The sequence below is a fragment of the Allobosea sp. genome (assembly GCF_035999205.1).
Classification (GTDB): domain Bacteria; phylum Pseudomonadota; class Alphaproteobacteria; order Rhizobiales; family Beijerinckiaceae; genus Allobosea.
The window spans coordinates 178115-199474 of sequence record NZ_DASYHA010000019.1; the positions used below are offsets into that span (position 1 = coordinate 178115).

Genomic DNA, 21360 nt, shown 5'->3' on the forward strand with positions numbered 1-21360 from the left:
AGCCATGATTGCGGCAGCTTATCGCGTGGAGGCGTGCGTCGCGACCACTGGCAACGGGTGGTTGCTGTTTAATAACAGAGAGGCGGCTCTCTCTGCTGCTGATAAGAATATCACAGGCATTGAAAGTCTTGATAAGATCGTGTTGCGTGTCTCTGTCGTTTCTGTTCAGAAGGAGCGGAGAAATCGCCTAGAATACTACCGAGTAACATTCCTTCCCAAAGAATACCTTGTCGGCATCTTATCGGATGGCGTTACTTCGGTTCACGCCATCGTTGACGAAAATAACAAGGTCTTGGCCTCTATTCGTGAGATTGAGCTGTTGTTGTCGCAGCCTACCTTTTGCGGGTCGCCCAGCACGCTTGAAGGCGAGAGCGGGTATGTTGTCGGCCGCATCTTATATAACCGAGATGGCCCTCCGGTACTGTCGGTAACAGATTGGCCCTCTAGAGATCCGCTCCGGACATTGCGGTAGCTTTTTGCTGCGAGCACACGTCCGCAAGGGGTCGCAATCCGACTTCGCGAGCGGCCCCATAAGCGGACCTTCAACCCGATGATAGGGATCGCAATTGACCCGCCTTCCATGATGGCCGAGGAAGGATCATGGAACGCATCACGATCACGATCGACGCCGATCTCCTCGCCTTCGTCGACCGGCTGAGCGCCCAGAAGGGTTACGGCAGCCGCTCCGAGGCGATCCGCGACATGCTGCGCGAGGCAGCCCAGGCCGAAATGGAGGCCTCGGCCGATGCGCCATGCGTCGCGACGCTCTCCTATGTCTATGACCATGAGACGCGCGACCTGGCACGGCGGCTGACCAACCAGCAGCATGACCACCACGATCTTTCGGTCGCGACGCTGCACGTCCATCTCGACCGGCACGAATGCCTGGAGGTGTCGGTGCTGCGTGGGCCGAGCGGCCATGTCCGCGCCTTCGCCGACGGCGTCATCAGCCAGCGCGGCGTCCGGCATGGTCAACTGCATCTCCTGCCCGAGCCGGATGCGCCGGAGGCTTCTCATCAACATCCGCATGACCATGACCATTGAGGCCTGGCCGGGGGACTGAGCGCGCCGCTGCTCAATATTTGAGCGATACAGCCCGGGAGAGCTATCGTATGAGTTTTACATAGAAACATCATACCGAGGCTTCGGCGATGCCGCGCTCGTCCTCCCGCCCGTTCGGGCTCGTTCTGACCGCCGCTCTCCTCGCCGCCTCTGCCTGCGGCGCCTTCGCCCAGGAAAGGCCGCTGCGTGTCGCCGAGATCTGGGAGATCGCGACGCTTGATCCGACGCAGGACGGCACCCTGATGAAGGAGAAGGCGATGGTCACCGAGACACTGGTGGCCGGCAATCCCGACTTCACGCTGGCTCCGGGCCTCGCGACCTCCTGGACCCGCGAGAGCGATACGGTCTGGGTCTTCAGGCTGCGGCCGGGCGTGACCTTCCATGACGGCTCGCCGTTGACCGCGGAAGCCGTCGTCGCCAGCCTCAGGGCTGCGCTCGAACGCAGCGGCACGGTCAGGAGCTATACCAAGATCGCCGAGCTTGCCGTGCGCGACCCCGGCCTCGTCGAGATCACGACGTCCGAACCGTTCCCGGCGCTGCCGGCGGCACTGGTCTATGCGAGCGCAGCGATCGTCTCGCCGGCCTCGCCCAAGATGCCGGACGGCACGATCGAGCGGCCGATCGGCACCGGCCCCTTCAAGGTCAGCAACTGGCAGCCGGCAGCCCAGAGCTTCACCGTCGAGCGCTTCGGCGGCTATTGGGGCGAGAAGCCGTCGATCCCGGCGGTCTCGTTCCGCGGCATTCCCGACCCGACGACGCGGGCGCTGGAGATGCAGAAGGGCAGCGTCGATTTCACCTCGGAGGTGCCCTATGGCGACCTCGATTCGCTCGCTGCCAAGGGCTTCACCGTCTCGCGCAATGTCACGGCGCGCAACTACGTCCTCAGTTTCGGAAGCCTGAAGGATACGCCCTTCGCCGACAGCCGCGTGCGCAAGGCGCTCTCGCTCGCGATCGATCGCGAGGAGATCGCGCAATATGTGCTGTTCGGCATGGGCCGCGCGGGCATCTCGGCCTTTCCGGACACGATGGCCTTCGCGGACAAGTCGATCACGGTGCCGACGTCCGACCTTGCCGCCGCGAAGAAGCTGCTCGCCGAGGCCGGCTACGCGCCGGGCGCCGGCGGCATCATGACGAAGGACGGCAAGCCGCTCGCCTTCACGCTCTACACTTACCCGCAGCGTCCCGGCCTGGTGCCGATCGCCGGAGCGATCCAGAGCCAGCTGCGCAAGCTCGGCGTGGCGGTCGAGATCAAGGTCACCACGTTCTCGGCCATCGGCAAGGAGATGAAGCCGGGTGATGCGCGCCTCGCCGCCATGGCCTCGGCGATGTATCCGCATCCGGATTTCTACCTGCGCCAGACCTATCATTCGAAGGGCGCGACCAACACCTGGGGCTACGCCAACCCGAAGGTCGACGAGGCGCTGGCGACCGCGATCACCACCCGGGACGAGGCCGAGCGTAGCGCCGCCTACAACCTGGTGCAGCGCATCGCGGCCGAGGACGAGCCCTGCCTGACCATCGCTCACTATGGCGTCAATGTCGTGATGAAGCCGGGCGTGACCAACTATGCGTTCAACCCGATCGCGCATGACTACATGCTCGATCCGAAAATGAAGTTGGCGCCCTGAAGGGCGAGGCCGGTGGCTGCCTATCTGCTGCGAAGGTTCGGGCTTGCCGGCGCGACGGTGCTGGCGGCGACCTTCCTGACCTATGTCCTGCTGCGGCTCGTCCCCGGCGAGCCGGCGCAGGTCATCCTGACGCGGATCTTCATCCAGGATCAGGCGGCGGCGGTCTCCGGCGCCGATGTCGCGCGCATCGCCGCCCGCTTCGGGCTCGATGCGCCGATCCTCGTGCAGTATGGGCGCTGGCTGCTTGCGGCGCTGACCGGCGATCTCGGTACCTCGATCCGCACCGGGCGGCCCGTGATGACCGAGCTCGGCTGGCGGCTCTCGGCGACGGCGTTGCTGGCGGCGCTCGCCACGCTCGCGAGCATCGCACTGACGCTGGTCGTGGTCGCAGTAAAGCGCCGCATCCAGGCTCGCAAGGTCGCCGCGGCGGTCGAGGCCTTCGCCATCGGTGCCATCGCGCTGCCCTCCTTCTATCTCGGCGTGCTGCTCATCATGCTCTTCGCGGTGCGGCTCGACTGGCTGCCCGTCTCCGGCTTCGAGAGCTGGGCGCATGTCGTGCTGCCGGTCGCCGTGCTGGCGCTCGGCCAGGTCGGCTTCAACGTCATCCTGCTCGACGGCGCGCTCGACGACGCCTATGCCGCGCCGCATATCGACACCGCTCGCGCCAAGGGCCTGCGTGAAAGCGCGATCTTCGCGACCCACGCACTGCCGAACGCGCTGGTGCCGCTCGTGCCCTATCTCGCGCTGCAGTTCTCCTTCCTGATCGGGGGCGTCGTCGTGGTCGAGCGGTTATTCGCGATCCCGGGCCTGGGCGCCTATCTCACCGATGCGCTCGACAGTCATGACGGCCCAGCCTTCCTCGGTGCGATCGCGGTGATCGCGCTTGCCGTTGCGCTGGCGAACCTGGTCGCCGACCTCGTCGTCGCGCGGCTCGACCCGCGCATCCGCCTGGCGAGGGCGGGTTCGTGAACCTGTTGCGCCGACTGCCCTGGCCGATCGTCGTGATCGCCCTGATCCTGGCCCTGCCGATTGCCTACGGGCTGACGCTCGACCCGATCGAGGCCTCGTTGCGCAACAGCCTGAAAGCTCCGAGCCTTGCGTTCCCGTTCGGCACCGATCAGCTCGGCCGCGATGTGCTGGCGCGCATCGCCCATGGCTTCCTGATCGATATCGGCCTGACTTCGGCGATCGTCACGATTTCCTTCTCGATCGGGCTCTGCGTCGGTGTGGTCACGGCGGAGTTCGCCGGCCGCATCGATCGTTCGCTGACCTTCGCGATGGATGTGCTGACGGCGCTCCCGCAGATCGTCATTGCGCTGATCCTGTCCGTGCATCTCGGCGGCGGGGCGCTGCCGCTCGTCCTGGCGCTCGGCCTGACCGGCTGGGTCAAATATGCGCGCATCGCCCGCGCCGCGGCGTTTTCCCTGCGCGAGCGCGAGTTCGTCAGCGCGGCGCGTATTGCCGGCGGTTCTTCGGCCTATGTGCTGATCCGCCACGTCGTGCCGCAGATCGTGCCGATGCTCGCGGGGCTCGTCGCGCTGCAGTTCGGGCACACCATCCTCAACATTGCCGCGCTTGGCTTCCTCGGGGTCGGCATCCAGCCACCGACCCCGGAATGGGGCGCGATGATCGCGGAGGCGCGGCCCTATTTTTCCCGCGCGCCCTGGCTCGCGATCGTGCCGGGCCTCTTCCTGTTCGCGCTGACGGCTCTCGCGCTCGCGATCGCCCGGTCGCTGACGCGTCGAGGCCAAGGCGCCTTCGCCAAGCTGCTGACGGCCTGACGACCGGCGGAGTGGGGCCGCGGGAGAGGTTGGCGTGCCAGGCTGCGGCTAGAGCAGCTCTGCCAAGGCCGCTCCGATGGCGTCGCGAACCTCGCGGCGGGGCTGTGCCATCGGCGACCTGGCCAGGCCGGACGATAGGCCTTGGGACGCCTGAGCCGCCTTCACGCGGGCCGGCAGATTGGACGAGGCGAGCTGCTGCCAGAGTAGTCCAAGCTTGCGGTTGAGTGCCAGCGCGTCCTCGCGGCGGCCGCTGCTGACGGCCTCCCAGAGCTTGACGCTGGCACCCGGCGCGGCGCTTGCGATCGCCGCGATCGAGCCGGCGACACCGAGGTCGTAGCAGCTCATCAGCGAGCCATCGATAGCGCCGAAGACACGCTCCGGACCGACCGCCAGAACAAGGTCCGCGAAGGTGCCGAGATCCTTGTCGCTCTGTTTGACCGCCTGGACGCTGGGTACCTCGGCCATGATCCGCGCGGCCGTCGCTGGACTGACATTCGCCCAGGAAATGACGTTGTAGATGACGATCGGCAGAGGCGTCGCCGCGCCGATCTGGCGATAGAAGTCGAGCAGTCCGTCGTCGTCCGGAGAGAAGATGTAGTGGGGCGGGGCGACCTGCAGGCCTGAGATCGGCAACTCCGCCAACCTTCGGGCGCGCCTGACCGCCGCCCGCGTACTGTCCGCCATGATGCTGGTCATCACGGGCACCCGCCCGCGGACCACCTCGAGCGCTCGCCGCGTCAGGGCCAGCACCTCGTCCTCGTCGAGTGCAAACCCCTCGCCGGTGCTGCCGCCGACGACGACGCCGTGGACGCCCTCGGCCAGCATCCATTCGATCTGCCGCGAGAAGGCTTCGAGATCAACCGACTCGTCTTCGGCGAAGGGCGTGGTCAGCGGAACGATCACGCCTCGCCAGTCCAAGGAGGGGCTCACGTCTTCGGCCTCGCTTCCATGGTATCCCTAGCTGGCTCGAAGCCGAGTTGTCGCGAGAGCTGATTGGCGGTGGCGATCACGAGTTCCGCGAGAACCGGGACGCGCTCGCGTGTCACGCGGTCCATCGGCCCGGTCACGCTGATCGCTGCAAAGACGCGGCCCGAGGCGTTGCGAATGGGCGCCGCGACGCAACGCACGTTCGGCTGGTGCTCGCCCTCGTCGATCGAATAGCCGCGCCGGCGCGTCTCGGCGAGATCGGCGCGCAGCGCATCCGGGTCGGTCAGCGTATTGGGGGTGTAGGGCAGCAGGCCCTGCCGGATCACCTTCTCGATGGTGGCCGGCTCCTGGAAGGCCAGCGCCGCCTTGCCGACCCCCGTGCAGTAGGAGGGCGAGATCGACAGCGTCGTCGTCCAGTTGACGCTGCTGCCGCCGGGCTCGCGATGTTCGATGATCACCATGTTCGTGCCGTCGAACACGCAGAGATGGGCCGACTCGCCGCTGATCTCGCCGAGACGCTCGACGAAGTCCCGCGCCTCGCGGTGAACATCGAGATTGGCGAGAACGATGCTGCCCAACTCGAACAGGCGGATGCCCATGCGATAGCGGTCGCGCCCCTTGTCCTGTTCGAGCAGCTTCGCCTCTCGCAGACTGGTTACCAGACGATGCACGGTCGTCTTCGGCATGCGGCAGCGCTCGGAGAGCTCGGCGAGACTCAGCGAGCGGTCATAGCGCGAGAAGCAGTCGAGCACTGCCATCAGCTTCTGCATCGACTTGAGCGAGCCACGCTGGCCCAGGCTGTCGCCTGAGGCTCCGTCGTCGTCGACAGTGTTGCGGGCAGGGCTCGCCATCGCCGCCTTCGTCTCCAGTTCGATCTTGCCGCTGCGAGAGCAGCCCGGCTGTGCCGGCAACATAGCCATTCACCTAGCGCATGAAAATCGGAATTGACATCCGAAATCCGGAACAGCTAAGTCTCGATCAAATTCCGGAATACGGAATATCAATCCGGAAATAGCAATCCGGACACGGAAACGTTCAAGGTAGCCGCGATGACGCGCCGATCCATACCCTTGGCATCGAACGATGCCGCAGGCCGAGCCAAGACGCGCGCAGCCGGAGCATACCGGCGATGACGGCGGTGCTTTGCGTCGGCATTGCCGTCTATGACGAGATCTTCGCGCTGCCGGCCTTCCCGACGAAGCCGACGAAGATCTTCGCCTCGAACTTCGCGTCTGCCGCTGGTGGGCCTGCCGCGAACGCCGCGATCACGATCGCCCGGCAGGGTGGCGAGGCCACTCTGTGGGCCCGCATCGGCAACGACATGCAGGGCGACCGGATCGTCGCCGATCTCGAGCGCAGCCATGTGAACGTGTCCTGCGTTCGTCGCGTCGACGAGGCGCGCTCGGGCATCTCCGCCGTCGGGGTCACGGACGACGGCGAGCGGATGCTGCTCGTGTTCGCCGACCCCAATCTCGACACTGACGCCTCATGGCTGCCGCTGGACGAGGTCGCCGGCTATGACGCCGTGCTCGCCGACGTCCGCTGGCCGGTCGCATCCAGGGCCGTGATCGCCCGTGCAAGGGCGCTGGGCAAGCCGACCGTGCTCGATGCCGACCTGACATCGGACTTCGCGGCGCTGGCCGGGCTCGTGCCGCTCGCCTCTCATGTGGTTTTCTCTGAGCCAGCCCTCATTCAGGTTGCTGGCGAAGCCGGCGACGTTGAAGCCCGGCTGCGGCGCATCTTCGATGCCGGGGACCACGCGCTCGTCGGCGTGACCATGGGCGAGCGCGGTGCGTCCTGGATCGATGCCCACGGCTTCCAGCACGAGCCTGCGGTCTCGATCCGCGCGGTCGACACGCTCGCCGCCGGAGACGTGTTCCACGGCGCCTTCGCGCTCGCCGTCGCCCGCGGCCTCGCGCCGCGTGCTGCCATGCGCTTCGCCAATCTCGTCGCCGCCGTGAAATGCACGCGCTGGGGCGGCGGCGCCACGATCCCCACGGCGGCCGAGGTCGAGGCCTTCACGGCCCAGGCCGGCTCCGCTTCCACGACCCACACCAAGGATTTCGCATGACCAGCTCCCTCTCGGCCGGCAAGTATCGCGCGCTCCGCCGCCTCTCCGACGCACAGGGCCGCTTCAAGATGATGGCGGCGGATCAGCGTCCGCCGATCATCAAGGCCATCGACCAGAAGCTCGGCGCGGGTTCGGCCAGCTATGAGCGCGTCGGCGGCGTGAAGCGGGCTCTCGTCAAGGCGCTCGCCCCGCAGAGCTCGGCGGTGCTGATCGACCCGGACTACGGCTACAGCCTCGCCTTCGACGCGCTGCCTGCGGCGCCTGGATTGCTGCTGACCCTGGAGAACTTCGCCTTCGAGGAGAGCGCTGGCGGCCGCAAGACCTTCGTGATGAAGGATTGGGGTGTCGACAAGATCAAGCGTGCCGGCGCCGAAGGCGTGAAGCTCCTGCTCTGGTACCGGCCGGATTGCTCCGCCGAGGTGCGCGAGCATCAGCACCGGCTGGTGCGCGAGGTCGGCGCGGCCTGCAAGGCCTATGACCTCGCCTTCCTGCTCGAGCTCCTGGTGTTTCCCTTCGCCGGGGCGAGCGACCACACCACCGACTATATCGAGCACAAGGACAAGCGGCCGGAGCTCGTACTGCAGAGCCTGCGCGACTTCGCCTCGCCGGAATACGGTGTCGACATCTACAAGCTCGAGAGCCCGCTGGCGGCGAACCACCTGCCGGATCCGGCGGGCGGCGGCGCCGATGTGGCCGAGGCGCAGCGCTGGTTCGACGAGCTGGGGAAGCTCACCGACAAGCCCTGGGTCATGCTCTCGGCCGGCGCCGGCATGGAAGAGTTCCGCCGCGTCCTGCACTACGCCTTCAAGGCAGGAGCGAGCGGTTTCCTCGCCGGGCGCGCGATCTGGTGGAAGGCCTTCCAGGAGCACTATCCCGATCTCGCGGCCATGGAAGCCGCGCTGGCTTCCGAAGGCGCAGGCTATCTCGCGGAGATCAATCGCATGACCGACACGATGGCGCGGCCGTGGACGCAAAGCCCGGTCTTTGCCGCCGGCCCTGCGCTCGATGAAGCCGGCCAGACCTTCCCCAGCCGCTACCCCGCCTTCGCCTGACGGGCGGGACAAGGAGAATCCGATGATCGAAGACCTCAAGGGCAAGCGCGTCCTGGTGACCGGTTCCAGCACCGGCATCGGTGCGGCCGTCGCCAAGGCCTATGCCGCCAACGGCGCGGCGGTCGCCGTGCACTACAATGCGAGCAAGGAGTGGGCCGAGGCGCTCGTCGCCGAGATCGCCAAGGCAGGCGGCAAGGCCGTCCTGGTCGGCGGCGACGTCTCGAAATCGAAGGAGGCGATCCGGATCGTCGACGAGGCAGCTGCCGCGCTTGGCGGGCTCGACGTGCTCGTGAACAACGCCGGCGCCTTGCTGAAGCGCGCGCCGCTGGATGAAATCGACGACGAAACCTATGACCGCGTGCTGGATCTCAACATGCGCTCGGTCGTCTTCGCCTCGCAGGCCGCCGCACGCCATATGCGCAAGGCGGGCCGGGGCAGCATCATCAACACCAGCTCGGTCGCGGCTCGCAATGGTGGTGGCCCCGGCGCGCTGCTCTACGCAAGCGCCAAGGCCTTCGTTCTGAACGCGACGCGCAACCTCGCCAAGGAACTGGCCGGCGCGCATATCCGCGTCAACGGCGTCTCGCCGGGTGTGATCGCGACGCCCTTCCATGAACGCTACTCCACGCCGGAGATCGTCGAGGGCATGCGCAAGACGATCCCGATGGCTGTGGTCGGGACGCCGGAGGACTGTGTCGGGGCCTACCTCTTCTTCGCCTCGGACACGCTCAGCGGCTATGTCACCGGTCAGGTGCTCGAAGTGAACGGTGGGCAGTTCATGGCCTGACGATAGCTGCGACGGAGGAAACACCAAGGATAGAGGGCAAAGCCCCGGATGGACTACAGCTTCGATTTCTCCTTTTTGCGGGACTATTGGCCGATGCTGGCGGAGGGGCTGTGGCTCACCGTCCAGCTCGCGCTGATGGCGACGGTGGCGGGCTTCCTGCTCGGGACGCTCTGCGCGGTCGCGAGCACCAGCGGCTCGCGCATCCTGCGTGCCATCGTCGGTCTCTATGTGGAGATCATCCGCAACACGCCGCTCCTGGTGCAGCTCTTCGTCGTCTATTTCGGCCTGGCTTCGCTCGGGTTGAAATTCTCGGCGACGACCTCGGCCGTGATCGGGCTTACGATCAATATCGGCGCCTATTCGAGCGAGATCATCCGCGCCGGCATCGAGTCGATCCACAAGGGACAGATCGAAGCCGGCGATTGCCTCGCCCTGTCGCGGTGGCAGGTGCTGGCCACGATCGTGCTGCCGACGGCCGTCGAGAAGGTCTATCCAGCGCTCGCCAGCCAGTACGTGCTGCTGATGCTCGGCACCAGCATCGCCTCGCAGATCTCGGCCGAGGAGATGACGGCTGCGGCGAGCCGGATCCAGTCGGACACCTTCCGCCCGTTCGAGGTTTTCCTCGTCATCGCGGCGCTCTATCTGCTGCTGTCCTTCGCCATGCGCGGCCTGTTCTGGGCGCTGGGTCAGTTCGCCTTCGCGCGACGCCGCAAGCTGGGGACGACGCTGTGATCGCCTCTCTCCTCGGCATTTCTCCGGCCCATTGGGCCGCCCTTCTTGCCGGCCTGAAATGGACGATCTTCCTGTCGGTCGTCGGGTTCCTGGCGGGCGGGCTCGTCGGCTTCATCGTGGCGCTCTCACGCATTTCCGACAGCGTTGTGGTGCGCGCCGTCGCGGTGACCTATGTCAATCTGATCCAGGGCACGCCGCTGCTGGTGCTGATGTTCGTGCTCTATTTCGGCCTGCCGGTCTTCGGCTTGGAGATGCCTCCGCTCGCTGCCGCCTGCATCGCGATGACGATGTTCTCGGCCGCCTATCTCGGCGAGATCTGGCGCGGCTGCCTGCAATCCGTTCCGCGCACGCAATGGGAGGCGGCCGACTGCCTGGCGCTCGCGCGCTGGGAGCGCATGCTGTTGGTCATCCTGCCGCAGGCCTTGCGCATTGCCGTGCCGCCCACCGTCGGCTTCATGGTGCAGATCGTGAAGAACACCTCGGTCGCATCGGTCATCGGCATGGCCGAGATGACCTATATCGGCAAGCTCATCAACAACGCGACGTTCCAGCCCTTCAGAACTTATCTGATCATCGCGGGGCTCTACTTCCTGCTTTGCTACCCGCTGTCGTGGCTCAGCCGCCGTCTTGAGAGAAAACTCAATGTCGCCCATCGTTAGCTTTCGCGACGTCCACAAGAGCTTCGGTGCCGTGCCGGTGCTCAAGGGACTGAGCTTCGAGATCGAGAAGGGGCAGGTGGTCGCCCTGATCGGCCGCTCGGGCTCCGGCAAGAGCACGGCCCTGCGCTGCGTCGACCGGCTCGAGAAGGTCGACAGCGGCGAGATCATCGTCTGCGGCCATCGTGTCAGCGATCCGAAGATCGAGCTGCGCAAGCTGCGCCAGGATGTCGGCATCGTCTTCCAGAGCTACAATCTCTTTCCGCATCTCACCGTCGAGCAGAACATCACGCTGGCGCCCCGCTGGGTGAAGAAGGCGAACCGCACGAGCGCCCGCGAGCTGGCTAAGGAGGTGCTGGCGCAGGTCGGCCTTTCCGAGAAGATCGACGCCTACCCCGAGCAGCTCTCCGGCGGCCAGCAGCAGCGCGTCGCCATCGCGCGCTCGCTGGCGATGCGCCCGCAGGTGATGCTGTTCGACGAGGTCACCTCCGCGCTCGATCCGCAGCTGACGGAAGAGGTGCTTCGCGTCATCGAGCAACTGGCGAAGCAGGGCATGACGATGCTTCTCGTCACCCACGAGATGGCCTTTGCGGCGCGCGTCGCCGACCGCGTCATCTTCATGCATGAAGGCCTGATCCACGAGACTGGATCACGCGACATCCTGCGCAACCCCGCCACCGCTGAACTGAAGAGCTTCGTCGGCGTCGGTCTTTGACCGTCGCCGTCCAAGGTCGCGCCACGACGACCGTCACAATCAACCCAACCCAAGCGAGGAAACGACAGATGAACCGCCGCTCCGCCTCCCTCCTCCTGACAGGCCTCTTCGGGCTCGGCTTCGCAACGCTCTCGAGCATGCCGGCATCGGCCGATACGCTCGACGACATCATCGCGCGCAAGAAGCTCCTGGTCGCGATCGATCTCGGCAACCCGCCGCATGGCATGATGGATTCCGCGTTCAAGCCGACCGGCTCCGACGTCGAGACCGCCCATCTGCTAGCCAAGGATCTCGGCGTCGAGCTCGAGATCGTGCAGGTCTCGACGCCGAACCGGGTGCAGTACCTCATGGCCAAGAAGGCCGACGTCGTGATTTCGGCGCTCTCGATCACCGACGAGCGCAAGAAGGTCATCGACTTCTCGACGGCCTATGCCGAGCTGCAATGCGTCGTTGCCGCGCCCAAGGCCATGCAGGTCGCATCCTATGCCGATCTCGGCGGCAAGGGTGGCATCGCGGTGACCCGCGGCACGGTCAACGATCAGGAGCTGACGCGCGGCACCGCGAATGTGAAGGACACCACGATCACGCGCTTCGAGGATGATCCGACCTCGACAACGGCCATCACCTCAGGGCAGCTCAAGATCTACGCGACCTCGCTGCCGCTGCTGAACCAGCTGCGCAAGGACAATCCTCAGCTCGATCTCGACACCAAGTTCGTCATGAAGGGCTTCCCGCTCGGCATCGCGCTGCGCAAGAACGAGCCGAAGCTGAAGGCCAAGCTCGACGAGTGGGTCGCGGCCAATCTCAGGAACGGCAAGCTCGTCGAGATCTACCATCGCTATCACGGCGTGAAGCTGGTGCCGGAAGATCTCGCAGCCAAGTCCTGACGCGCTTTCCTGAGGCCCACTGCCGGAGGAACCACTTCCTTCCGGCGAAGATCTCCGAGGGCAGCGAAAGGCTGCCCTCGTTTCGGTACCTCGGGCACGGTGGATTCTGCGAGCGCCCTCGGTTCCGCGATGCTTCTCTCCTGCCGCAAGCGATCCGGTCCTGAACTCAGCCGACCGGTGAAAGATATCGGTCGATGCCCAGGCTGGTGAGGAAGCGCTCGTCATGGCTGACGACGAGCAGGGCGCCGTCATAGGCGGCAAGCGCGGCCTCGATGGCTTCGACCGAGGCGATGTCGAGGTGATTTGTCGGCTCGTCCAGCAGCAGCAGTGGTCGCGGGGTCTGGCCGCCCAGTACGCAGGCCAGTCCCGCCCGAAACATCTGCCCCCCACTGAGGGAGCAGACCGTCTGGAGCGCTGCATCCGCGCGGAACAGGAAGCTGGCGAGTGCGGCACGGCACGCATTCTCGTCCGAGCCGGGGTTCAGCCGCTTGAAATTGTCGAGGATCGAGCTGCGAGGATTGAGGAGGCCCATGTGCTGGTCGAGCATTGCGAACTCGACGGAGACGGCGACTCTGCCGGAGAGCGGCTGGACCTCACCGGCGATCAGCTTCAGCAGGGTCGTCTTGCCGGCACCGTTCGGGCCGACGATCGCAACGCGCTCCGGCCCCGAGAGCGAAAACGAGAGATCGCGGATCAGCGGCGCCCCTCCACCATAGCCCGCTGTGACGGCATCGCATGACAGGACCTGGCGGTGCGGCGCGAGCCCGGTCGGGGGCAGCGTGATCGACAATGGCTGGAGGATCTCGACCTTCGTCCGGGCTTCCGCTGCCAGTCGCTGCGCTTCCGTACTCTGGCGATCCGTTCGTCGAATGCTCCTGCCCCGGCTCGCCTGGGCGTTGCCCTTCCGGGCGCCGAGCAGGATCTTTGGAAGCCCGCCCTGCGCGCCCTTGCGCGCGCCCGCGGCGTTGCGCCGGTCCTGCCGCTCGGATGCCCGCTGCGCATTGCGCTCGATCTCGTCGGTGCGCGCCTCTGCGAAAGCCAGATCGCGTTCCGCTGCTTCCAGCTCCACAGCCTTGAGCGCACGATAGGCGTCCCAGTTGCCGCCATAGCGCGTGGCGCCGAGTGAGGTCAGCTCCACGATCGCGTCCATCTGCCCGAGCAGTTCGCGATCATGGCTGACGACGATGGCGCCGCCACGCCAGTCGGCGAGCAGCGCGTGCACCGCCCTGCGGCCGTCGCGGTCGAGATCGTTCGTCGGCTCGTCGAGCAAGAGGAAGTCGGGCTTCCGGAACATCGCGGCTGCGAGGCTGGCTCGCGTCCGCTGGCCGCCGGACAGGTCGGCTAACCTTGCATGAGTGTCGGGATCGAGGCCGACGCGCGCAAGGGCTGCGTTCACCCGCTCCTCGAGTTGCCAGTCCGCTGCGGCCAGATCGTCGAGGGAGGCCTGCCCCGCCTCCGCGCGGCAAAGGATGGACAGGGCCGGCCCTACGCCGAAGATGTCAGCGACCGTGTCGCACGGGTCGACCCGAACGCTTTGCTTAACCTCTGCAACGGTGCCGTCGATTGCGATGGACCCAGCCGTGGGCTGCAGCTCGCCTGAGATGATTTGCAGCAGGGTCGTCTTGCCGATGCCGTTGCGCCCCACCAGTCCGACACGCTCCCGGCCGAAGGTGAGATCGAGATCCGAGAATACGGCCCGTCCTTCGGGCGTCGTCCAGGCGAGAGCGGAAATGACAATCGATGACACGGGGCGAAGATTGCTCCAATAAAACGGCACGGTATCGTGCAGATAAGAGGTGGCAGATTGAAATGCAACGGTATCGTGCTGTTTATGGCGAGCGAGCGGAGCGACGGCATGAAGACGGGGATGCGGAAGACGGGGGGGCGGCCGACGCGTCAGCAGGCGGCGGAGCTCGACGCGCTTATTCTCGACGGCGCGCGCTCTGCCTTCTGTCGAAGCGGCGTCGCCAAGGCTTCGCTGGACGAGATTGCGCTCAGGCTCGGCGTCTCCAAGCACACGATCTACCGCCGCTACCCCAACAAGGTGGCGCTGCTGGAGGCGGTGGTGGAACGGGACCTTCGCCACTTCCGCGAGGCGCTGCTGGCCAGCATGCATGGGACGAGCGAGCCTCTCGAGGCCCTGCGGCGCATCGCGCTGCGCTATGTCGAGATCGGAGCATCTGCCGACTATGCAGCATTCTACCTGTCCGTCAGCGCCGAGGCCGCCCTGTCCGCTCCGCTTGGCGAGCGCTTGCAGGCGTGGTCTCAGACCGCGTTGGAGCCGTTCGCCATCGCCGTGACGAAGGCGCAGGAGGTCGGCCAGATTCGCCCGCAGAGCAAGGAGCTGATCGTCGCCATCCTCGTCGATCTCCTGGAGGGGGCCAACAACCGGTTGCGGCTGAACGGTGATGCCACTGTCGACCGCGAGCGGCTATTGCAGCTGTTCGATGAGCGTTGGTCGGTCTTCATCGCCGCGTTTGGCGCGGAGCCCGGATTTGCCTAGGCCGCCGCGTCTGACGCGCTCACTCCCGGCGAGATTGCCGGGCTTCAATCCAGCGTCACTTCGGCGGACAGTCCGCCGCCCGGCCGGTTCACCAGGCGAAGCGAGCCGCCTATCGCCACCGAGAGCTGCTGGGCGATGGCCAGGCCAAGGCCTGTCCCGCCGGTGTCACGGTTGCGGGACTGCTCCACGCGATAGAACGGCTGCAGCACGGCAACGAGCTGATCCTCGGGGATGCCCGGACCGCGATCCAGAACTGAGATGCGGAGCTTGCCGTCGGCCGCCCTGCCCACCTCGATTTCGACATCGCCGGCGAATTTCAGCGCGTTGTCGATCAGGTTCGTCAGGATGCGCCGCAAGGCATGCGGCCGCGTCACCGCGGTGGCGTCGAGCGAACGAGGGACCGTCACGGCCTTGCCGGTGTCCTGATAGTCGAAGGCGATGCTCTCCACGAAGGATGCGATATCGATGCGCGTCGGCTTCTCGATGTCGCCATGGGCGCTTTTCGCATAGGCGACGCCTTCGCGGACCAGCCGCTCTATCTCGGAGAGGTCGCTGATCAGCCGCTCCTTCTCCGGGCTTTCGTCCGCCATCTCGGCGCGCAGCTTCATGCGGGTGATTGGCGTCTGCAGGTCGTGCGAGATTGCGGCGAGGATCTGGACGCGTTCCTGGAGATAGTGCGCGATCCGGTCCCGCATCGCGTTGAAGGCGGTCGCCGCATAGGCGACCTCGGCCGGGCCGGTCTCCTCGAGCCGCACCGCCTTGCGGCCGGGATCGAGCGTCTCGGCGGCATTGGCGAAGCGCAGAAGTGGCCGGATCGCCAGCCGCACGGCCAGCCAGGTGCAGGCGACCAGCAGCGCGAGTTGGGCCGCGAGCATATAGGGCAGCCAGCTTGCGAGCGGCATCAGGGCAGGGTGGATGTCGATGGTGACGGGCGTGCCGTCGCTCAGCGTGACATGCGCCTGCAGGTGCTCGCGCTCGCCGGGAATGCTCTCGACCTTGACCGGGAAGCGCCGCCCGGCCGCGACACTGATCGTATGCGCGATCTCCGCCGCCCGCGGGCTGAGCTCCGGCACGCCGGGCAAGCCTGCACCCAACTCGTAGCGATAGGTCCGCCGGTCGAGCATGGGCAGCCATTGCGGGCGCTCCTGCGGCGGCAGGCGGTCGAGCAGCGCGATCGAGGTGGCGACGTCGTTTTCCAGCGTCGTGTACATCGTCGCCTTGGCGCTGATGGTTCGTTCATAGAACAGCAGCCCGAAGGACAGGATATGCGCTGCCGCCAGCCCGGCGAACAGGATCAGGAAGAGCCGGGAGCGCAAGGTGCGCGGCAGATGCAGGAACCGGCGCATCCGGGTCATGCTCTTCACTCCCGGGCCGTGACGATCTCGACCGGCATGGCGAGCACGTAGCCTTCGCTGCGGACGGTCTTGATATAAGCAGGCTCGCGCGCGTCGTCGCGCAGGCGTTGCCGCAACCGGCTGACGAGCAGGTCGATCGAGCGGTCGAAAAGTTCGGCCTCGCGGCCCTGGGTCAGGTTCAGGAGCTGGTCGCGGTTGAGCACGCGCTGCGGATGGTCGAGGAAAACCCGCAGCAGGCGGTACTCGGCGCCGCTCAGCGCCACAGCCGTGCCGTCCCTGTCGAGCAGGTGGCGCGCCACGGTGTCGAGCTGCCAATCTCCGAAGGCGAGCAGCTGGCCGGCCTCGGTTACCTGGAGGTTCGGCGGCATCATCCGCGTGCGGCGAAGGACGGCCTTGATGCGCGCCAGCAATTCGCGGGCGACGAAAGGCTTCGCCAGATAGTCGTCGGCGCCCATCTCCAGCCCGACGATCCGGTCGGTGTCGTCATTGCGCGCGGTCAGCATCAGGACCGGGGTCGCCTTGTGCTTGCCGGCGCGGAGCTCGCGGCAGAGCACCAGCCCGTCATCGCCGGGCATCATGACGTCGAGGACGATGAGGTCGACCCGATCGGTCTCCAGGAAGGACCGCATCTGCCGTCCATCGGCGGCCGTCGTCACCCGCAGGCCATTCTTCTTCAGATAGCTCGATACGAGATCCCGGATCTCGCGATCGTCGTCGACGACGAGGACATGGTCGATGTGATCCATCGGCAAGGGCTTTCCGCTTTCCTTTTCCAAGCCATAGCAGAGCCCGGCCGGTCTGCGGTCGATAAGGCGCGCGAGATTTGTAAGCTCATGTATCGCGCACCCGGCTCGACATCGACGCGGACAATCTTCCCGTCGAATGCGGCGTTGTCTTCCTGCACGGTGGGCACCGGCAAGCGGGCCGAGACGGTTCGGCCTGCCGCCGACATCCTCATCATGAAACGAGCAGGAAGGACGCGCCCATGCGCAAGGGTTTCATCTCAGCTGTCATCGGCGGGCTGATGCTGCCGATCGCCGCCACTTGTTCCGCTGTCGAAGCGGCAGAGATCCGCAACATCGTCATCGTCCACGGCGCCTTCGCCGACGGCTCCGGCTGGCGCAAGGTCTCCGACCGGCTGACCGCAAAGGGCTATAAGGTCACGATCGTTCAGGAGCCGCTGACCTCGCTGCAGGACGACGTAGCCGCGACCCGGCGCATCCTGGCTCTGCAGGATGGTCCGGCCATCCTCGTCGGGCACAGCTATGGCGGCATGGTGATCAGCGAGGCCGGCCATGACGGCAAGGTCGCGGGGCTCGTCTATGTCGCGGCCTTCCAGCCCGACAAGGGCGAGAGCCTCGGTAAGCTGGCCGGCAGCAAGCCGGTTCCGAACGCCCAGCCGGATGCGATCAAGGCGACCGCGGACGGCTATCTCTATCTCGACCCACAGGCATTCCCCGTCGCCTTCGCGGCCGATCTGCCCAAGGCCGAAGCTGCATTCCTCGCGCGTTCCCAGGTCTTTGCGGCGAAGACCGCCTTCTCGACGGAAGCAGGCGATCCGGCCTGGAAGAGCAAGCCGAGCTGGGCGCTGGTGGCAAGCAAGGACCGTTCGATCAATCCGGAGCTCGAACGCGAGATGGCCCGTCGGGCGGGCAGCAAGGTCCGCGAGATCGCGGCCAGCCACGCCGTCTACGTCTCGAAGCCGGCGGAGGTGGCCGAGCTGATCGTCGAGGCCGCGCGCTCGGTGTCCAAGTAAGGCGTGGCGGCGGCTGTAGAGCAGAGCAGCCAGCGCATCGTACACGGCGATACAGATCAGCCCGTCGGCGAAAACACCGGAGATACGTCGGACAGGTCAGGTGCGGGCATTCGGAGGAGGCCATTCTGTCGGGTGGCTGCCTCCGCCGCCCAGAGGACCCGCCATGACCTTGTTCGTGATCTCCTATCTCGCCGGCGTGCTGACCATCCTCAGCCCCTGCATCCTGCCGATCCTGCCTTTCGTCTTCGCACGAGCCGACCAGCCGTTTGCACGCGGCGTGCTGCCGATGCTGATCGGCATGGCGCTGACATTCTCCGCCGTGGCGAGCCTCGCCGCCATCGGCGGCGGCTGGGCCGTGCAGGCGAACGAGATCGGGCGCTGGGCGGCCCTGGTGCTGGTCGCGGTCTTCGCCGTGACCCTGATCTCGCCGCGCGCGGCGGCCTTCTTCTCTCGCCCGATCGTCGCGCTCGGCGACCGGCTTGCCGGCGGCAGCGAAGCCGGGAAGCCCTCGATTGGCGGTTCGCTGCTGCTTGGCGTCGCCACCGGCCTGCTCTGGGCGCCCTGTGCCGGCCCGATCCTGGGGCTCGTCCTGACGGGCGCGGCGCTCCACGGGGCCGATGCCGGGACGGCGCTCCTCCTTGCCGCCTATGCCGCGGGCGCTGCGACCTCCATCGCGCTGGCCGTCCTCGCCGGCGGCAGGGCGCTTGCGGCGATGAAGCGTTCTCTGGGGATCGGAGAGCGCATCCGGCAAGGCGTCGGCATCGCGGTTCTTGCGAGCGTCCTGGCGATCGGCCTCGGGCTGGACACCGGCCTTCTGACCCAGCTCTCCTATGCCGGCACCACCGGTATCGAGCAGAAGCTGCTGGCGCGAATTGGCGGCGACGTTTCACCGACGGGCAGCTCACGCCTGGCCGAGAATGGCGACACCCGCCCGGCCACTGCGTCGAGCCAGACCTATCGCAGCCCGCTGCCGGACCGTGGCGCAGCCCCGGGCTTCGATGGCGCCGTGGCCTGGCTCAACTCCGCGCCGCTGAAGGCGGACGAGCTTCGCGGCAAGGTCGTCCTGGTCAACTTCTGGACCTATTCCTGCATCAACTGCATCCGCACCCTGCCTAATGTCCGCGCCTGGGCGGAGAAGTACAAGGATCAGGGACTGGTCGTGGTCGGAGTCCACACCCCGGAATTCGCCTTCGAGAAGAAGATCGACAACATCCGGCAGGCGATCGCGCGCTTCGGCATCACCTATCCCGTCGCGGTCGATAATGACTTCCGCATCTGGCGCGCCTATCGCAACAGCTACTGGCCGGCGCTCTACTTCGTCGATGCCGCGGGCCGGATCCGGCACGCCCATTTCGGCGAGGGCGACGAGAAGCAGTCTGAGCGGGTGATCCAGGATCTGCTGGCGGAGGCGGCCGGCAATCGTGCCGCGGGTGCCGCCATCGTGGCTCCGAATGCGCAGGGCGCTCAGGCAGCGGTCGATCCGGCGCGGCCGGCGCGTTCGGGCGAAACCTATCTCGGCTATGAGAAGGCCTCGGGCTTCGTCTCGCCAGAGGGCGTCGCGGGCGACCAGCCGCGCGACTACAGCGTCCGGGCGCTGCGGCTGAATCAATGGGGTCTCTCTGGTCGCTGGACGATCGGTGCCGAGAGCGCGGTGCTCGACCGCGCCGGCGGCGGGATCGCCTTCCGCTTCAGCGCGAGGGACCTGCATCTGGTTCTCGGTCCCGGGGCGGCCGGCAAGCCGGTCCGCTTCCGCGTGACGATCGATGGCAAGGTGCCCGGCGCCGATCACGGCGCCGATATCGACGCCGAGGGCAATGGCACGATCGGCGAAACCAGGCTCTATCAGCTCGTCCGCCAACCCGGCGAAGTCAGGGAACAGCTCTTCGAGATCCGCTTTCTGGACGCCGGGGCGGAGGCCTTCGCGTTTACCTTCGGGTGAGCTGAGGGACGATCAGCCGGGACCTCGGCTCACTGGTCCCGGCAACTCAAGGCAATCAAGGGTCGCTGCGCCCCATGATTGCCTTGAGTTCGAGATGATCCTCGATGCCGTAGAGCCCGTATTCGCGTCCGATACCCGACTCCTTGAAGCCGCCGAACGGCGCCAGCGGTTCATGCAGGACGGCGTTGATCGCGACCCGCCCCGCATCGATCCGGCCTGCCAGAGCCCGTGCCCGTCCGACATCCTCGCCGACGACATAGGCATGGAGCCCGAACTCGGTGTCGTTGGCGATCTCGATCGCATGGTCCTCGTCGTCATAGGCGATCACGCAGAGCACCGGCCCGAAGATCTCCTCGCGCGCGATGGTCATGTCGTTGCTGACGTCGGCGAACACGGTCGGCCTGGCGAAGAAGCCGCGGGCGCGCCCTTCCGGCCGTCCTTCGCCACCGGTGACGAGCCTCGCCCCTTCCTCGATCCCCTTGCGGATATAGCCCTGCACCCGCTCGAATTGCCGGCGATTGACCAGAGGCCCGAGCGTCGTTCGAGGATCGCGCGGATCACCCAGCACGATCGTCGCGACGGCACGTTCGACCGCCTCGCTAAAGGCCTTGAGCCGGGCGCGCGGCACCAGGATGCGCGTGCCGGCGATGCAGGCCTGGCCGTTATTGGCGAAGCCGGCTGCCATCGCCGTCGCAGCGGCCTTTTCGAGATCTGCGTCTTCCATCACGACGGTCGGCGCCTTGCCGCCGAGCTCTAGCGTCACCCGCGTCATTCGCGCAGCGGCCTTGGCCATGATCGTCTTGCCGACGCGCGTCGAGCCAGTGAAGGAGATCTTGCGGACAGCGGGATGCCCGGTCAGGGCCTCGCCGACGACATCGCCGCGCCCGGCCACGACATTGATCAGGCCGGCCGGCGCCCCGGCCGCATGCAGGCACTCCGTGAACAGCCGGGTCTGCCAGGCGCTGAATTCGCTGGGCTTGACCACGACGGGGCAGCCGGCCGCAAGCGCACCCGCCATCTTGACGCTGATGGCGTTGTAGACGCTGTTCCAGGGAACGATATGGACGGCGACGCCGGCGGCCTGCGCGACCACCTCCGTATCGTTGATCCAGCGCGAAAACGCGAAATCCTCGAGCAGCTTGGCGGCTGCCAGGAAGTTGTTCGCGGCGAGACCGGCGCGCCATTTCGCCTGCTCGATCGGGCCGCCATATTCGAGGATCGTCGCTTCGGTCAGCCCGTCGGCGCGGGCGCGCACGGCCTCGCTGAGATTGTAGAGGAGGTCGATCCGCTCCTTCTTCGAGCTTCGCGACCAGCCGGCGAAGGCGCTCTGCGCACTATCGACCGCCCGTCTCGCATCCTCCGCGTCGGCCATGACGAGAATGCCGCTCGGCTCCTCGGTCGTTGGATTGACGAGCTCGAGTTCCTCGCGGCCATGCGCCATGCGGAACTGGCCGCCGATATAGACCTGATCGAAGCGCTGCATGCTGGGTTCCTTTCGATGAGGCCGCT

At 66.5% G+C, this 21360-nt stretch carries 21 protein-coding genes and 1 pseudogene; 16 read left to right on the forward strand and 6 right to left on the reverse strand.

Translation table 11 applies throughout. The annotated features are described in order from the left end of the window. Window positions 1–4 precede the first annotated feature (4 nt). The 5 genes from VGN82_RS08995 to VGN82_RS09015 all read left to right on the forward strand — a co-directional run bounded on the left by VGN82_RS08995 (window position 5) and on the right by VGN82_RS09015 (window position 4471). Complete coding sequence (locus VGN82_RS08995; RefSeq protein ID WP_327526667.1) at window positions 5–472, forward strand: hypothetical protein; 468 nt, start codon at window positions 5–7, stop codon at window positions 470–472. Window positions 473–600: 128 nt separating this feature from the next. Beyond that, on the forward strand, window positions 601–1044 hold the full coding sequence (gene nikR / locus VGN82_RS09000) for a nickel-responsive transcriptional regulator NikR (protein WP_327526668.1): 444 nt from the start codon (window positions 601–603) through the stop codon (window positions 1042–1044). A gap of 107 nt (window positions 1045–1151) precedes the next feature. Next, a complete protein-coding gene (locus VGN82_RS09005; RefSeq protein WP_327526669.1) occupies window positions 1152–2690 on the forward strand; it encodes an ABC transporter substrate-binding protein in 1539 nt (512 codons plus the stop codon). A 12-nt stretch (window positions 2691–2702) separates the two neighbouring features. Next, window positions 2703–3659, forward strand: coding sequence for an ABC transporter permease (locus tag VGN82_RS09010; protein WP_327526670.1), 957 nt, complete (start codon window positions 2703–2705; stop codon window positions 3657–3659). Beyond that, complete coding sequence (locus tag VGN82_RS09015) at window positions 3656–4471, forward strand: ABC transporter permease (protein ID WP_327526671.1); 816 nt, start codon at window positions 3656–3658, stop codon at window positions 4469–4471. Before VGN82_RS09010 ends, VGN82_RS09015 begins: the two co-directional genes overlap by 4 nt. Before the next feature lie 48 nt (window positions 4472–4519). Here VGN82_RS09015 and VGN82_RS09020 read toward each other — a convergent pair whose 3' ends face one another. Together VGN82_RS09020 and VGN82_RS09025 are read right to left on the reverse strand one after the other, a co-directional pair. After that, complete coding sequence (locus VGN82_RS09020) at window positions 4520–5401, reverse strand: dihydrodipicolinate synthase family protein (protein ID WP_327526672.1); 882 nt, start codon at window positions 5399–5401, stop codon at window positions 4520–4522. After that, complete coding sequence (locus VGN82_RS09025; protein WP_327526673.1) at window positions 5398–6318, reverse strand: IclR family transcriptional regulator; 921 nt, start codon at window positions 6316–6318, stop codon at window positions 5398–5400. Before VGN82_RS09025 ends, VGN82_RS09020 begins: the two co-directional genes overlap by 4 nt. Before the next feature lie 209 nt (window positions 6319–6527). Between VGN82_RS09025 and VGN82_RS09030 the strand changes: the two genes are divergently transcribed. From VGN82_RS09030 to VGN82_RS09060, 7 genes are all read left to right on the forward strand, one after another. Further along, complete coding sequence (locus tag VGN82_RS09030) at window positions 6528–7469, forward strand: PfkB family carbohydrate kinase (protein WP_327526674.1); 942 nt, start codon at window positions 6528–6530, stop codon at window positions 7467–7469. After that, window positions 7466–8521 carry a tagatose 1,6-diphosphate aldolase gene (locus VGN82_RS09035; RefSeq protein WP_327526675.1) on the forward strand — a complete coding sequence of 352 codons (1056 nt, stop codon included), beginning with the start codon at window positions 7466–7468 and terminating at the stop codon, window positions 8519–8521. The genes VGN82_RS09030 and VGN82_RS09035 overlap by 4 nt, the downstream gene beginning before the upstream one ends. Before the next feature lie 22 nt (window positions 8522–8543). Next, the gene (locus VGN82_RS09040) at window positions 8544–9308 is read left to right on the forward strand and encodes an SDR family NAD(P)-dependent oxidoreductase (RefSeq protein WP_327526676.1); all 765 of its coding nucleotides are present in this window, start codon (window positions 8544–8546) and stop codon (window positions 9306–9308) included. Between the two features lie 48 nt (window positions 9309–9356). After that, entirely contained in the window at window positions 9357–10040 is a 684-nt protein-coding gene (locus tag VGN82_RS09045) for an amino acid ABC transporter permease (RefSeq protein ID WP_327526677.1), read from the forward strand. Beyond that, on the forward strand, window positions 10037–10699 hold the full coding sequence (locus tag VGN82_RS09050) for an amino acid ABC transporter permease (RefSeq protein WP_414644244.1): 663 nt from the start codon (window positions 10037–10039) through the stop codon (window positions 10697–10699). The genes VGN82_RS09045 and VGN82_RS09050 overlap by 4 nt, the downstream gene beginning before the upstream one ends. Then, window positions 10683–11411, forward strand: coding sequence for an amino acid ABC transporter ATP-binding protein (locus tag VGN82_RS09055; RefSeq protein WP_327526678.1), 729 nt, complete (start codon window positions 10683–10685; stop codon window positions 11409–11411). The genes VGN82_RS09050 and VGN82_RS09055 overlap by 17 nt, the downstream gene beginning before the upstream one ends. A 68-nt stretch (window positions 11412–11479) precedes the next feature. Further along, complete coding sequence (locus tag VGN82_RS09060) at window positions 11480–12298, forward strand: transporter substrate-binding domain-containing protein (protein WP_327526679.1); 819 nt, start codon at window positions 11480–11482, stop codon at window positions 12296–12298. A 166-nt stretch (window positions 12299–12464) separates the two neighbouring features. On the opposite strand, the gene VGN82_RS09065 is transcribed toward VGN82_RS09060, so the two are convergent. After that, on the reverse strand, window positions 12465–14045 hold the full coding sequence (locus VGN82_RS09065) for an ABC-F family ATP-binding cassette domain-containing protein (RefSeq protein WP_327526680.1): 1581 nt from the start codon (window positions 14043–14045) through the stop codon (window positions 12465–12467). A gap of 120 nt (window positions 14046–14165) precedes the next feature. Between VGN82_RS09065 and VGN82_RS09070 the strand changes: the two are divergent. After that, a pseudogene (locus VGN82_RS09070) lies at window positions 14166–14303 on the forward strand (TetR/AcrR family transcriptional regulator); the annotation flags it as partial. Window positions 14304–14342: 39 nt separating this feature from the next. Then, window positions 14343–14801 carry a hypothetical protein gene (locus VGN82_RS09075; RefSeq protein ID WP_327526976.1) on the forward strand — a complete coding sequence of 153 codons (459 nt, stop codon included), beginning with the start codon at window positions 14343–14345 and terminating at the stop codon, window positions 14799–14801. Window positions 14802–14845: 44 nt separating this feature from the next. On the opposite strand, the gene VGN82_RS09080 is transcribed toward VGN82_RS09075, so the two are convergent. Together VGN82_RS09080 and VGN82_RS09085 are read right to left on the reverse strand one after the other, a co-directional pair. After that, complete coding sequence (locus tag VGN82_RS09080; protein ID WP_327526681.1) at window positions 14846–16156, reverse strand: sensor histidine kinase; 1311 nt, start codon at window positions 16154–16156, stop codon at window positions 14846–14848. Window positions 16157–16161: 5 nt separating this feature from the next. Further along, on the reverse strand, window positions 16162–16902 hold the full coding sequence (locus tag VGN82_RS09085; RefSeq protein ID WP_327526682.1) for a response regulator: 741 nt from the start codon (window positions 16900–16902) through the stop codon (window positions 16162–16164). Between the two features lie 278 nt (window positions 16903–17180). On the opposite strand from VGN82_RS09085, the gene VGN82_RS09090 reads away from it, so the two are divergent. Together VGN82_RS09090 and VGN82_RS09095 are read left to right on the forward strand one after the other, a co-directional pair. Further along, the gene (locus VGN82_RS09090; RefSeq protein ID WP_327526960.1) at window positions 17181–17912 is read left to right on the forward strand and encodes an alpha/beta fold hydrolase; all 732 of its coding nucleotides are present in this window, start codon (window positions 17181–17183) and stop codon (window positions 17910–17912) included. 163 nt (window positions 17913–18075) lie between these two features. Continuing rightward, on the forward strand, window positions 18076–19851 hold the full coding sequence (locus VGN82_RS09095) for a cytochrome c biogenesis protein DipZ (RefSeq protein WP_327526683.1): 1776 nt from the start codon (window positions 18076–18078) through the stop codon (window positions 19849–19851). A 55-nt stretch (window positions 19852–19906) separates the two neighbouring features. On the opposite strand, the gene VGN82_RS09100 is transcribed toward VGN82_RS09095, so the two are convergent. Next, window positions 19907–21334, reverse strand: coding sequence for an aldehyde dehydrogenase family protein (locus VGN82_RS09100; protein ID WP_327526684.1), 1428 nt, complete (start codon window positions 21332–21334; stop codon window positions 19907–19909). Between the last annotated feature and the right edge of the window lie 26 nt (window positions 21335–21360).